This window comes from Reichenbachiella sp. (assembly GCF_033344935.1).
Classification (GTDB): Bacteria; Bacteroidota; Bacteroidia; order Cytophagales; family Cyclobacteriaceae; genus Reichenbachiella.
Map to the genome: position 1 here is coordinate 4368460 of NZ_JAWPMM010000001.1, position 14895 is coordinate 4383354.

Annotated in this window: 5 protein-coding genes; 1 reads left to right on the forward strand and 4 read right to left on the reverse strand. The window is 40.6% G+C overall.

What is annotated here, in order from left to right; translation table 11 throughout:
* Position 1 precedes the first annotated feature (1 nt).
* The 4 genes from R8N23_RS18765 to R8N23_RS18780 form a co-directional block, all read right to left on the reverse strand.
* Positions 2-5572, reverse strand: a complete 5571-nt coding sequence (locus R8N23_RS18765; protein WP_318173143.1) for a DUF6443 domain-containing protein — start codon at positions 5570-5572, stop codon at positions 2-4.
* A gap of 3 nt (positions 5573-5575) precedes the next feature.
* The gene (locus tag R8N23_RS18770; RefSeq protein ID WP_318173144.1) at positions 5576-9049 is read right to left on the reverse strand and encodes a BACON domain-containing protein; all 3474 of its coding nucleotides are present in this window, start codon (positions 9047-9049) and stop codon (positions 5576-5578) included.
* A gap of 36 nt (positions 9050-9085) precedes the next feature.
* The gene (locus R8N23_RS18775) at positions 9086-11212 is read right to left on the reverse strand and encodes a hypothetical protein (RefSeq protein WP_318173145.1); all 2127 of its coding nucleotides are present in this window, start codon (positions 11210-11212) and stop codon (positions 9086-9088) included.
* Between the two features lie 811 nt (positions 11213-12023).
* Positions 12024-13928 carry a CASTOR/POLLUX-related putative ion channel gene (locus tag R8N23_RS18780; RefSeq protein ID WP_318173146.1) on the reverse strand — a complete coding sequence of 635 codons (1905 nt, stop codon included), beginning with the start codon at positions 13926-13928 and terminating at the stop codon, positions 12024-12026.
* 236 nt (positions 13929-14164) lie between these two features.
* Between R8N23_RS18780 and R8N23_RS18785 the strand changes: the two genes are divergently transcribed.
* Positions 14165-14869: a hypothetical protein gene (locus R8N23_RS18785; RefSeq protein WP_318173147.1), complete on the forward strand. Its 705-nt coding sequence runs from the start codon at positions 14165-14167 to the stop codon at positions 14867-14869.
* Positions 14870-14895: the final 26 nt, after the last annotated feature.

The following is a 14895-nucleotide window of genomic DNA, read 5'->3' on the forward strand; positions in this document are numbered from 1 at the left end:
ATTAAAAAGGTCTTGTTGGAACAACATGTATTCCATTATTACCAATATGTACCCAGCCAAAGTTTGTCATAACACCTGTAGTAGTACCAGGTTGTACATAGACACCGATTGGCCTTCCAAAATCAACAAGTACTTTATTTCCTGAGGATCTTAGAACTTCAAATTGACCAGTATTTAATTTATTAAGAAGTCCTTTAGGGCTAACTGTTAATATGCTCTTTCCGCTTATAAAATTGTTATGACCAACTATATGTTTACCTTGAGCCCCCATATTCATTTTGAGCGACTGAACAGTAATGTTTTTCCCTGCTAAATCACTTTCAATTCCAGTTCTCAGTCCTTGCTGTAACCCAGAATGCGCACTAGACGTGTTAGTGGTAACTCTTGGTAATTCTGCAGGAGCTTTAGATCTACTTGCTCCTATGCCTGGTGCACTTTTAGCTGCCAATCTTTCGACGCCAGTTACAGGATCTACACGCTGTCCATTCCATGGATTGAATCCTGAACGAGCTGCGTGAACATATCCTTTGATTCCACCACCAACAAAACCAAGTCCAGCTCCTAATGCGGCTCCTTTAGCCCCCATCTCCAAAGACTCGTTCAAGCTATGACCTGTTAACAATCCGCTTGACGTTCCTCCTGCAAAACCTGCCAAACTGCCTTGAATAGCATACTGCAAACCCTGGCCTAAGACCGGACTAGCAATATTCTGTGTTAACCCTTGGGCCAATGGCCCCGCCAATGCAAAAGCACCTCCAGCTATACCTCCAGATATACCTCCAATGACTGCTCCTTCTAGTCCACCACCACTAGCCAGTCCATTACCAGCGCCCATTAATGCCCCTCCTAAAACAGGCCCACCAACTGCATATCCTACACCACCAACTGCCCCTGACAAAGCGTATGAACCAAAATCACTCCAACTATTAATATTACCCTGAGCGGCTTGAATACCTACATTGACAACCGCACCAATAATAGCAACTACACATATCGGGCACTCTCCATCAGGGTCAGTGTAATACACTGGATTTGACATCATCCCAGCATAAGTACCCATGTAGGGCATCACATCTGCTTTAGGGTCTACGCTGGTGAACTGGCCTATGGCCGGATCATACTGCCTTGCATGAAAATCATACAGATTAAGTGCCAGTTGTGTCTGCCACTCTTTACCCTGGTAGAGGAACCTATTCTCCGTGTTGCCCACATCCTCGTATTTGTTACCAGCAATCGGCAAACCAAAAGGATAGTAATCGTCTGCCTGGAAAACGTTAGCCACTGAGGTATGCGTGATCTCGAAATCATCGAAGAACACATCCACATCACGATCTGTTTCATTGCTTACCCATATAAGTATAAAGCCATCGTCTGGTGCCGTGATATTTCGTTCCAATTGCGCATAGGTATTTCGTGAAGCTGTCCCTATTTTGATCAATCCTGATTGTGGGTTTTCATAATTCTTGTCGAAGAAGGTATAATTCAAATAAGCCATAGGCACATCATCTGCTCCCGGAGCCAGTAGCGATGCACCAGAAAAAGCATCTGCCAGTGCATTATACAACTCTCCACTATTCACCCCAAAAGCTGTGGTAATCGCATCGGCCACCAGCATGGTAGCACCCGATGGGCTAGTCCCTACAATATCGGTGTACTTCGCCCAAACTGTAGCATCCACTTGATCCCCCTTGTATACCTTCATGGCCTTGGCTGGTCCTATGATTCGATTATGTTTCGGATTGAGCCAGGCGCTCTCATCTCCACTGCTAGCGTCTGATTCCGAGAGATGTCGAGAGGCATCTACATTGAGGAACTGAGCTTCTTCTGTAGTCGCACTTTCCGACTCCATGGTGGCCTGATAGGTTCTGTTGGTGGGTGCTACCATGGCACGGGTATTGCCGAGATGATCGGTGAGATAGTACTGATAGTCATAGTTGTAGTCTACACCTACTTGCTCTACCAGTATCCTACCCTGCGGCATGGAGATCGTGATCAATTCGTCGTCTTCATAAATCAACCCGCTGCTGTAGTCTGTCACATAGGTATCTCCTCCTGTGCTGACTGACATGCTCAATCGAGTACCTGCGGCATCGTAAGTGTAGTCGATATGATCGCCATTGGTGAAGGTGATGGTCTCAGGCTTATTGAGTAGATTATAGCTGATGCTGGTGATCAGTTTATTGGCATCGCTGATCACATTGCCGTTGGCATCGTAGGTGTATTCTATATCCAATTCAGCACCATCTTTGAATCCCTCTTCATGATCTATGATATCGTCCAGGCTAACCAGCTTGTTACCATCATAGTCATAGTCCAGATCATCAATTAGTGTATTGCTTTGCTTTCTTTTTAAGGCTTGAATATTGCCATTCAAATCATATTTGATATTACTCACATTGTTGTGATTGGTATTTACATTCCAGCTAGCTCCTTTCTTTTCGCGATAGGTAGCACCTGTCAAGCGGTTGACCTGATCATAGCTATAACCATAAGAGCGCTCATCAGATTCTGCCATAGCGGCGTGTCCCCAAGTGGTACCTGCCAGATTACCATTAGTTTGTGTATCGAACGAAAGACCCGTAGGTGAACTGTCATAATACAGCTCCATACCAAATCGATCCGGATGGTCATCAGTATCGCCTGAGAGTGTGGTTCTTTCCGAATTGTTGATGTGTGTCAACTGGCCTCTGATATTGTATCGATAATCCACAGATTGTACAAAGGTGTTATCGCTCTGCTTGTGCAGGTTTTTCTCTATCAATTCTCCCAATTCATTGTATTGATAAGTGGCAATGAGAATTTCTGGTTCGCCATCTATACTATGATATTGTTCTTTGAGTCTACCCTCATCATCATAGACAAACCGTTCGTCTATGGTAACAGTCTTTGATTCCGAAACCTCATGTTCGAATCGTGTTTTCACTACTTCCCCCAACCAGTTGTACTGGGTAAATACTTTATCCAAACCTCCTCTGTGATGGTCTGAGATTCCTTGAATCAGTTGAAGGTCGTCATCATAGTACTTAACAGATTTCAACCAATCGTCTGAACCTAATATTCTCACTTTTCCTCCGGTTTCTAAACCTCTTGGATATAATCGATAAGGCTCATTGTTGATGCCGTTATTGGGCACATGGGCTAAACTTGTCCACTCCGAATCCATAAATTCATAGTCGTCGTAGTAGCTGACTACCAGGTAATCTTTTTCTGCTACATTGGTTGGCCACAAGTTATTGGTGTATCCATGTCGCGCCGAACCTCTGGATTCGTATTTATGTGCATCGCCAACAGCAAAGATTTGCTGTTGCATATATGCTCTGGTTTTATCAAAAGTGAATAAGCCTGTCAACACCGGACGACCCAACTGGTCATATTTGGTAAAGGTCCACTGCCCCTCCTTGCGCTGCTCCCCATCCTGACTCAATCGTAGTCTGCCGGCTTTGTCATATACATAGTAAACGGGTTCCACGCCCGGTACTTTTTTACTTACCAATCGCCCATATTCGTCATACTTGTTGACAAATACCAATTTTGAAAGATCCGTATCTTCATCCCGATCAGTCACACGGGTTCCCTCCGGTACCTGGGTCATAGAAAACCCTTTTTTCAGTTTTAGTGAAGGAGAAAGTGTGACTCTAGCCCCTGGAGTGAAAAAATAATCTACATCTGTAGGGTTGCTGGCTGGAAAGGTTTGGGAGGTATCAAAGATACGGCCTCCGGTTATTTGATCTATCCCGCTTTCTCTGGTAATCTCAGAAGCCTTGGGCGGAATCACAAAGGCTAGTTGACCTCTGAAATCATATACATAGTACGTATCAAATTGTTCGTTACCATTAAAATACCTGGTTAGTATTTTTTGCCCCATATAATTTGAAAATGTGATGGTTCTATAATTATTGCCAGAGGTATGTTCGGGATTGTCAACAATCTGTTTGGACAGACTATTGGCCGAATAATAGATAGTTGAACTTAGGTGCAAATCTCCACTGCCGTTTACCTCCCACATAAATACGGCATCGGCGCTGGTATTAAAGGTATTCGTATATTCCGCCTTGTAGCCTTCTGTAAGCTGGTAACCTTCTCCCAAACCACCACTTTCCTGAATTCTCTGTGCCGGTGATTTTTCTACTTTCACTTCGCTCCAGGGCTTGGCATCACGGTCAGCCTGACTGACACTACTATAAAATGACTTTTGGCGACTGGCCGCACTTTTATCATAGGCTCCTGTATTAGTAGTACTCACATGCGACAGGTAGCTTTTAGTGGCTTGTCCGTAGGCGTTATATTCCTGATGTTGTACCACATCATAGCCCATGGGAGAACTACTTTTTTGTACCGTTTGAATGTTTCTTCCTAAACGATCTATATAAACAGTAGATACATCCGGATTACTAGCATTTACCTGTGCTAAGTTTTTAACTCCCTCTTTATTTATCACCCTAGTTCTAACGTAGTTGGGACTGTTTGGCATTTTGTTCACCACGTTGATGGATAGGTTAACTGCAGCTGACGTAGCCGTTTGGTCTGTGAAATCTGGCACAATACGCACCTGATACGACCCCGATTCCTGAGCAACAAAAGTTTCATCAGTAGCCCCATAGATATCCTGACCATTTAAAATCCATTGATAACTTTTATATGAGCTGGTGGACAGTACTTTTCTTCCATTTGCTCCATTTGATACTGTTATTTCTGGGGATTTGAATATCTGAATTGACACATGGTCGGTTTTTACTGCCGGACAGATGTCATTTTTCACTTCTGCTAAATAGTTCGTTCCCGTAGTGACATCAATGGGAAGTGTCGTTCCTGTTCCAACCTCGTCGGTCCCATATTTGAGCCAAGTGATTTGATCTCCTCTATGCCCTACAACTTTTAGTGTTGTTTGCACCCGATCGAACCCGTCTTTGGCTCCTTGAATATGTCCAGCTATACTTGGCTCCACCACATCAATATAAACTCCCTGAGACGTAGGCCCCCATCCGGCAGAGTTTCTAGGTTTTAAATAATAGTACCCGTCGTTTAGAGCATTATATGTCGCCACTGAACCCAAAGCGGTCGTACTCGAATTAGGTGAATTCTGCCAGTACCAGGTCTCACCATCTGGTACAGTTCCTTGTCTCAACACCTTGCTAAAGGCACATGATTTTGTACCTGCCTTTGGTTTTGGTGGTGCATTTTTGGGAACAGGGTTGATTGTAACTGACTTAGAATCGTCTGCATCGATTAACCTTCCATCTGAATTTATAACTCCTCGTGCAGAAATAGTCCCAGTCCCGTCTCCTGTTGTCCACTTTACTTTTACTTCGTAGTTTTCAGAAACGCTTATGGTTGTTCCTCCTATCACGCTCCAACTCACAGATTCCAAAGTTCCATCTGCAACAATAAAAGCATAAGTGTAAGTTTGATTCTGGTTTGCGGTGGGCGCACCTGATATCTTTCCTAATCCTGGAGGCAAATCTTCGGCCGTTAATGTACTGACTACTAACAACATAAGTCCGACACAAATCAATCCAATTCTTTCGACCCCAGAAGTTCCTATAATTTTATCCAAAATATTCATGAATCTCATAGATTAGTAGTTGACATTAATTGTTGCGCTCACACTGCCGTCTAGTGACGTAATTGTAATGACACCTGAATATTCCTCATCGGGGTCTTTACTCAATGCTCTTATTTCCAGTGTTCCGTTATTTGATCCCGAATTGCTTCCCACAATTCTTATCCCTTGTTCTGGATCACTGGTAATTTCAGCTTCCCAACTCGTATTACTAAGTATTTCTACCGTAACTGCATCAACATCTACTGTAACGGAGCTTTGTCCAGGAGTAACATATTTGGCAGGGCCTCCTCCTTGCGAGATATTTATGCGATAAGAACGGCCTCCTCCATCTGAGATGGTCAATGAACCTGACCGAGAGCCTTGTCCTGGGTTATTTTTGATAGTAACCTTGATTTTTGCCACACCATTACCACTGCTCCTATCTACATCTATCCATGAGCTTTTGGAAATAGACCAGCTTCCATTGCTCTCTACTAACACTTCCTTTGTTGTTCCTATGTACGTGGTTGAAATTGATGAAACAGACGCATGAAGGAATTTGGTAATTTCATATTCCTTGGTAGATATGATATCCAGGTTTTTATCCCTAATCAATTCTAATCGACCGGCCTCATCATATTTATAGTATACCGTATTGTTATTTGGATCTGTTTCCGTAAGAGTCCCAAAAATAGGATGGTTTGTGTATGAAGTCATATACGCGCCCTTGGGCAAAAGCCTCAAATTATCAATAGAGGCAGAACCCGAAACAGTAACATTTCCGCTACTATTCCTCATTATCAACCTTTCTTCTAGCGTCCAACCATCAGTTACCCTTGTACCTACAAGAGTGTTTTTAGATAATCCGTTCAAAACTACCGACCCATTCTTATACCAATAGCTAATTAGATATTCCTGGTTTCCTTGCAGTTTTTTTGTGATACTCTGATTATTTAAAACAAAAGCTCTACCGACTATTCCTGAAGTTAAATTATCGGCTGTTATTCTTGGGACTTGCCAGTTTCCTTTTTCAACGCCCTCAAAACTGGTATAGGCGCAGTCATCCGACTTTGCATTGCTTATTTTTGCAACAATATTTAGCTCATCGTACTCCCAGAACTGGGAAGAAGTAGTTTTTCCAATGTTATCTGTTATATCCAACAATTGATCTGTTTCAGCATCATAAGTATATGACACATCATGAACAAGTTGGTTTCCAGATGAGGATCCTATATAGGAACGTTCCCTACTAGGTAGTACACTGCCCGAATTTTGCGAATCATAATCTATTGTATTGAAAGTCATTATCTGATTCCCCTCCTTCTGCGTTCTGGATTTAACAAGGGATACGAGATTTGAATTTTTCAAATCAGAAAGGGATCCTGGTTGATCTACTAAATAAACAGTACTATTTTCTAACCAATTCGATGTACTTTCACCTAAGCGATAGGTTTTTATCGAGGTGGGTAGATGATAAGTGTCGTGATATAAATATTCGGTAACAGTAGTTATGGATTTACTTTGATTGTTGACATCATAAATCGTTGAACGACTATTTTGCAATTGCATATAGCCATCTCCTAACTCATAAAAATCTACATTATACCATAAATCACCTGACCCAAATCCAAATAAGGTAGCATTCATCCCCAATACCTTGGTCTTCGCAGCAACTGGCTGATAGGTGTATTTCTCAAGTGAAACCTTGTTATTCGCAAAATCAAAGGTTTCCTTCTGTCGGAGAACTCCAACTGTTGTGCCTTTAAAACTTTTATAGCCAAATGGACCAGGGTGTGTTGAATAATATGGATGATGAACCTCTCTATCAGGAAAACCTGTATCCCATTCACTTACCCGAAGGTTTTTGTTTTCATTAGTCTGAAGCAGATTTTCATCGGAAAAAGTATAAAAAGTATGTCTTTCTCGACTTCCATTCATTAATTGAACAGTTACGTATTTGTATGCTATATGACGTCCCATATGATCAAGAAGTGGATGGTATGAATGCTCTCGATACTCCTTAAAATCATTCCCATTGTCACTCATGTTCACTTCATACATCGGCTCCGCGTATAATTGTCCGCTTGTTTTATTGTTGCTATCCGTATAATCGTAGGAACGAACCACATAACTATTACCTGAGTAATCGGCCTTTGTCACTTTCGATATTCTAAGCCCTCCAGCATTAATCTCATTTCCAATATTGTTTACATAACTATTGAGCTCATAATCATAATCAGTATATCCTCCAGCTGTGTGGTAGATTCTTTTTAATGTGTTTGCCTTTTGATGTAAAGTTGGACTTCGCTTTGCCCCATATTTTGGAAATTTATGGGTGGCTGTATTATTATTATAGAAACCCCAGTGATCTTGTTGATCGCTATCATATTCAGGTAGTGTTGGTTCGTTTTCAAATTGACCAAAATAGGCGAATTGATAGAGAGCCAATTCCAAAGTACTTTTGGTCACTCCCGTCAGCATCAATCGCTTTGACAAACCTTCACCGAGATAGTTGTACTTGAAGTTGTAAAGAAGGGTAATTCCATTGCCTCTGTAATAAATGTAGTCCAACTTCCTAAGATTGGAAATATCTTCTCGACTGCTGTAGTTAAACTCTATCCTCATTCCAGAATAATAAATCTCATCTAACTGTAGTCTTTGGTATTCATTATGAATACTCTGTGATTTCACCACACCTGACTCATATGGTCTTTTCCAATTAAACTTGCTAAACTCATGATGAGCAGGCCATACTTCAGAATAGGTGAAGCTGATTAAGTCAGAGCTTGCATATTTTCTAATTCGTGACAAATGCCATTTTGAATAGTATGTTGATTGCTCCTCCCCTCCCTGATATAGGATCGTACGCTCTTTATCCTCAAATTCATATTTATTTCCATTTTCATCTTGAATGACAAAACCAAAATATCCATAAGCCTCATTATACGTCGGAGTGATTTTGAGATTATTTGGAGTCAATTTTATTACTTTCCTGTTTTCGTCAATTGTGAACTGACCACTATATCCTAGAAATTGAAAAAAGTAAATATCTGGGTGTGTGTCCCACTTGGCATCTTTATCACCTTCTACCACTTGACTTTTGAAGACTTGATCGGTTGTGTTAATTGCTACCTGGCTTCCTCTTTTCTCCTTTCCACTAAATCCATTTCGTGCTCCATCATCCACACCTCTTTTTTGCCTGGCAATGTAGCCACCTGCGTTCAAATTCCACCCAAGACCGACTGCACCTGCACGTTGGTTCACTCTTATCCCGGAGGTGTTGTAACTAATGGATATGGGAACCAGAAAACTTTCAATTGGTAAATTGATGTTCAATACTCCTGAACTTAAATTCTCTGTAGTCTGCAACTCGTTCGAACCAAACCCATCCGGAATAGTTGGTGAGGTATCCTGTGCCATAGATTTGATCATTAGACCTGTACATGCTATTAGCAAAAAGGATCGGGTCAAGAAGAGCAATAGCTTGCTTAAACCTAGTTTAATCATAGCTTGAGTGTTATGCTGATATACCAACTTTTTCAGTTATTTATTATCCTGCTCAAGCGCCTCTATTCTTTCCAATAGGCCTTTGTTAGCCTTCATCATTTGCTCATTCTCGACTTGCATTTGAATCATGTACAAGGTGAGTTCCTCAATCTTCTGGAGGAGAAGCCTGTTCATCTCACCTACTTGCACACCATTTTTTTCTACATCGGCAGCTGACGGGATTTCAGGTAAGTGCTTGTTTTCCTTAATAAAGGAAGCTGTTTCCTTAAGGCTTGGTAAATCATAGGATTCTTCAAATACGTAATCGGGCCAGTCTGCCTGCAAATCAATGGTAACTTCCTCTACAATCATATCTCCTGCAATGGCCATCTTAAACCCACGAGTATCATTAACTCCAATGCCTACATTGCCTCCTACATAGCCAATATCAGCACCTGTTTCATCCCACAAACTTGATTTCAAAGGAGAGCCATCAGACATCACATAGTTTGCTGCCATAATTGTGCCCACGACTTCCAGTGCTTCTGCTGGTTCATCTGTAGTGCCAATACCAATTTTACCTTGTACGGTTAGTTTGTTGCTTATTGTAGCATTGTCTGCAACATGAATAGTTGCAGACTCCAGTGTTTGTGCCATTACTTTTTCTGATGCTTTAATATTTCCGGCTACTTCCAGTTTTTCTGTTGGAGCCTCAACACCGACTCCCAACTGGCCTAATACAATTGAATTTTGAGCAACATTTGAATTGCCCTCCACATTAAAGTCACCATTGACTGACATCGATTCAGTATTCAGGTTCTTTGCTGTGAGACTTTCGCTGATTACGGCATTACCTGCTACTTCCAATTTCTCTACAGGAGCAGTAACACCAACTCCTAGATTGCCTCCCAGATTAACATTGTTGGTCACCGATAGATGATCAGAAACCTCTGCTTTAGCAACATGAACTTCTGTGCCAATGAGTTTCTCCGTCGCCTTAATGTTTCCGGCTACTTCCAGTTTTTCTGTTGGAGCCTCAACACCTACACCTAATTGTCCGCCTACAAATGAGTTTTGAGCCACTGATGAATTGCCAGCCACGTTAAAATCACCCGTTAGATCGATTTGCTCTGCCGATAAAGATTGCGAGGTAATATTGCCGCTTATTACTGCGTTGCCTTCGATCTCCATTTTTTCCGCTGGATTCTCAACGCCAATCCCAAGATTACCTCCGATGTTTGCATCGTTAACTACACTTAACCGATCTGAGAAGTCTGCACTTACAGCCTCTATACTAGTAGCAGTTACTTTCTCTGTAGCTTTGACATTACCTGCTACTTCTAATTTTTCACTTGGTGATTCCACACCAATACCCATGTTCCCATCAAGTATCAGTTGATTGGCAATATGGACCTGATCAGAAAAATCTCCTCCTTCAGCCTCAAGCTTTGTAGCTGAGATGGTATCTGACACTTTAGCGTTTCCTGCTACTTCTAGTTTCTCGACTGGCTCTGCTACACCAATTCCGACCAATCCATCGACCTTTAGATTTTGACCTACTACAACATTCCCCTGAAAACTACCATCGGTTGTGGAAAGGGTTTCTGACACTAAATCCTTACCCGTTATCGTTTCACTTACCTTTGCATTTCCAGCTACATCTAATCTTTCCGAAGGGTTCGTTATACCAAGCCCAACAAAACCCTTGCCATCCAACACTGTGATGTGCGTATTTCCATTGGTCTGTAGCTCCAAATTTCGATTGCCATAAGTGCCAATGGCTCCATCTACCTGTAAAGATCTGTTTAGTACAAACTTCGACATGTTGGTATGTAAGTGAACTGATTGACCATCTTGCGGCCCTAAATCTAACCAACCATGTTCTGTATTTACTCTTAAGGCACCTCCTGTACTGCTACCTCTGACAGATCCATTGATATGCAAACGTTCTTGTGGATTGGTAATATCCATGCCTATGTAACCATTGGTATTCAGTACCGTAATTCTGGTTGACTGATTGGTTTGCAACACCAGATTCTTACCTCCTGCAGAACTAATGTTCCCATCGACAAGAAGGTTCTTTTTGATCAAGTGATCATTTGGTCCGGATTTATCCTTCCCATTTTGAGCGTTGGAAGTGAAGGCTACGGCTAATAAAAGGGCAAAAAGAGCAAATCGATTCATAGTTATCTCATTGTTAAATTGATGTCAAATGGTCAAAACCACTTGTTAATAATTATGTTTTTGTGATCAATATTTTATTTCAATTAGGTCAATATTTCAACGCAAGAAGAGAGACCCTCTTCATGAGAAAACACGTTAAAAAACATAACGGAACTTGAAATTCGGATTTAGACTTTAAAAAACGCAAACCATTTTTTAATCCTAAAGCCTCTAAGGTGGGATAATTGATTCGTTTGAGATTGCATACAGCAATTCTACGAACCAGGTTAGGTTTAATCATGTGCAATACGGTATAGTTCAAAAGTTACTTTTTGTGTTAATAAATACTACACCATTCCTTTCTCTCCAATGGCGTTAAAGTAACTTTCCTCAAAAACTGCTGGCGCGATGATAGAAACAGAATTTTATTTGACCAAAATATCAAACCTAAATTGGCCAAACTTCTTAAGTTATTAATACCCATTCTTTGGTGAATGCAAATTAACTATTCAAATTGTTGTATTGTTTGCGTCAACACTGCACTCGCTTTTGGACTTTGTACCCATGTTGTACCGGTATATAGTAAACTGACAATAAAACCATATAAATCAGGTAATTACATCAACAGGTTTGAATCCTGACAAGACTTAAACTTATCCTATGTCTTTTTATTAGGTTTATAGAATTCTATAGGGATGTCTGTCTTTATAAGTTCTATTCCTTGAGGCCTAATTCTATGAAATAGATAATACATTCTAATGGACTTATAGATATAGAATACCTTATAAAATTCGTGAATAAAAAAGTTAAGAAGTTTGCAGCAAGCTTCCTTTTAATCTTCTGATAGTACAATAATTTCGTCTCTTTCCGTCAGTTCTATCATTTCTGACTTCTTAGGATTGACGACGACACCGTAAGCTTGATTAGGGTCTTTACTCTTAGCAAGTACTCTATAGCCTAAGGCTACTTCATTCTTGCGTGCCGCAGATTCAAGTATGGTATAGAAGTTGACTGGCTCACCTATCGCTACATACTCCGTAGCAGGTTTAATGTAAATTTCAGACCCATCTGCATCAAACAAGTCCTCGAATACACGCATCAAGAATTTGTTTTCTGAAACCTGAGTCATCAGCAAACTGAGTAATTTATCACTTACGATAAAGTCATCGGCACTGGTGATATCAGCCAACAATCGATTTTTCATATCGATCATTTCACTCACTAGATTCAAGTGCTTTTCTGTTCGCTCAGCAATACTTCTGATATGCAGAAGTGTAATTAGTGTCTGAGCATCCGCCTCTTGAACAGGGAAATGCTGTTCGTAACAAAGCAAAATAATATAGTCAAAGTTAGGTATTTCAAGTTTTTCAAGTGTCTCGCGATCTGTAGTCTCGGCACGCTTAAATTCAACCGTTAAGTTCTTCAAGGTTGGTTTCAACCGTTGAATGACTGTCACTGGATCCTCAAACTTGGAAACAACCTTTACGGTAGATCCAAATGGTGCGTAATGATCTAGCTCACGAATGATATTTTTAGCTCTGTCATTCCAACCGATAATTAGAATCTGCTCTTCATTAGTTTCTTCTTCGGGTCTTTCTAGCAATCTATCACTTTCAATAAGGTAATCGGTCAATCCAGATGGCACTAACGTATCATCATCCTCAGTGATACCAATTACCTGATCACCTTCATTGAAAACAGTATCCATTGGAGGGTTGATCGCAACCGTTCCATCAGCAAACTGCAATCCCATAATCGCTGAGTCTTCGTAGGCAAAGATGATTTCCCGGAAGGTTCTACCCACCAAAGATGGTTCCTCCATGAAATAAATTTCATCGCCATCGTAGTCCATTAATTCTATGTAAACCACACTCAAACCAGACTGTCTACTGGTCTGCACCATGATTCTAGAAATAAAATCATCAGACAAAATGAGCTCTACCTCATCCTGACCTACCATTTTAGCTACTTCATAGTTCTTACTATCTTGAATTTCCGCTGTAATATGATATGGCTCTTTTCTTCTCTTTGGGTTGGTTACAATCGCTACAATTGTTTTTATAATTTGCGAATCAGAATTTTCATTGTCTTTGTCCAAAACAATAATAGACTTCGACTGGAATGGATTGGCAATGTAGATATCATCAATATCAATCGGGCTACCCGTACGGCAGATCACTCTGGTATTTGCTGTGTCACCTACTTTCAGACGAATTTCATCTTCCATTTCCACCTTATCTCTTTCGGCAAGGATAACAATCACTCCCTCTTTCAGGTTTTCATTAGCTTCTACCAACTCAGAGATAATGGTAAATATTTTTGACGACCAGCCTAAGATCAAGGTATGATCCTTCTCAATTACAAATGACCTTCCCTTTCTCAGGTCTTCCAGCTTAGTCAAAATACCATTCGATACCAGACCGATCAATGTAGAAAGTACAACTACACCGACCAAAGTAACAGCTAGTAGGTAAACCCTTAGGGCCCAGCCACCAGTGGTATTTCCTAAGGTACCTGGATCCAACATGTGAATCATATTTTGCCAAAGAGACTCTGGGTAGCCAATACTCTGGCCTGCTTCTACTTCAAATCCAGTCATTACCAAAATAACTGCAAGAATGACTACAAGAATAAGAGTCAAGATCCCCAGTCCTCCGATCAGAGTCATGGTACCTTTTGACACATAATTATCAAATTGATATTTGAGCTTAGCAATTAGAGAAGAGCTATTATTCATTGATTCAGGTCGTAGCTAAATTAAATCTTATTCATTTGGAATAGCGGCCGAAAAATTGATCTCTGTAAGATAAAATTTTTCAGCTTATTTGGGCAAAAATAATCCAATAATGGAAAAACAACTGTTTTATACCGATTATATATCCACAGTTTAGGGGTGAAATTCTCACCTCCGCTTGAATTGGCGAAATTATTGATTGATTCAAATGTTTTTATCTTCGTACAAGAATCTTGAAAATGTCAAAATCCCAATTCTTCCCAAGAAAAATGAACCAATGGATTATTCACAGTCTAAGTTTGTTAATCCTTTGGACACTTAGTCAGAATGCCAATGCCCAAAGCTATTCGCTGAAGATTAGTCCTGTATCTTTTACAATCGAAGAACAAAGTTTAAATGGGTATACGACCACCTTCACTCAACCTTACAAAGAGGTGAAAAAAGAATGGTGGAGATATGTAAATGCCAGAACTATTATTTTCAACAAAAAAACTCACTTGGTGCTAACGGTTCCTGCGAAAGGAAAAGAGACGAATGAACCGCTTCAATTCATTTCTCAACTCACCGAACAAAAAGACAAAAAAAAATCAATCCTGAGAGTGGCATTGGTCAAAGATGGAATTCCTAAGGATCAGTTGACCGAACTGGACAAGCAAGTGAGGTATCTATTGAAAGATTTTAAAGTAGACTACTTTACCACGTTAGTCCAGGAAAAAATTGATATTCAGGAACTAACAGTCAAGAAAATCAGTCGAGAAATGGATGAGTACCTTCTAGACAATAGCAAACTCCAACTACGGATAGAAAAAAAGCCAGAAGAGAAAAATGAATTGGCACAAAAGCTGAAAACTAATACCGGTGAAATAGAAAAACTACAGGCCAGACTGACTTCCAGTCAAAAAAAACTTGCTCAATATAAAGAGGAACTGACCCTCATAAAATGAAAAAGGCAGCCGTCTGGCTGCCTTTA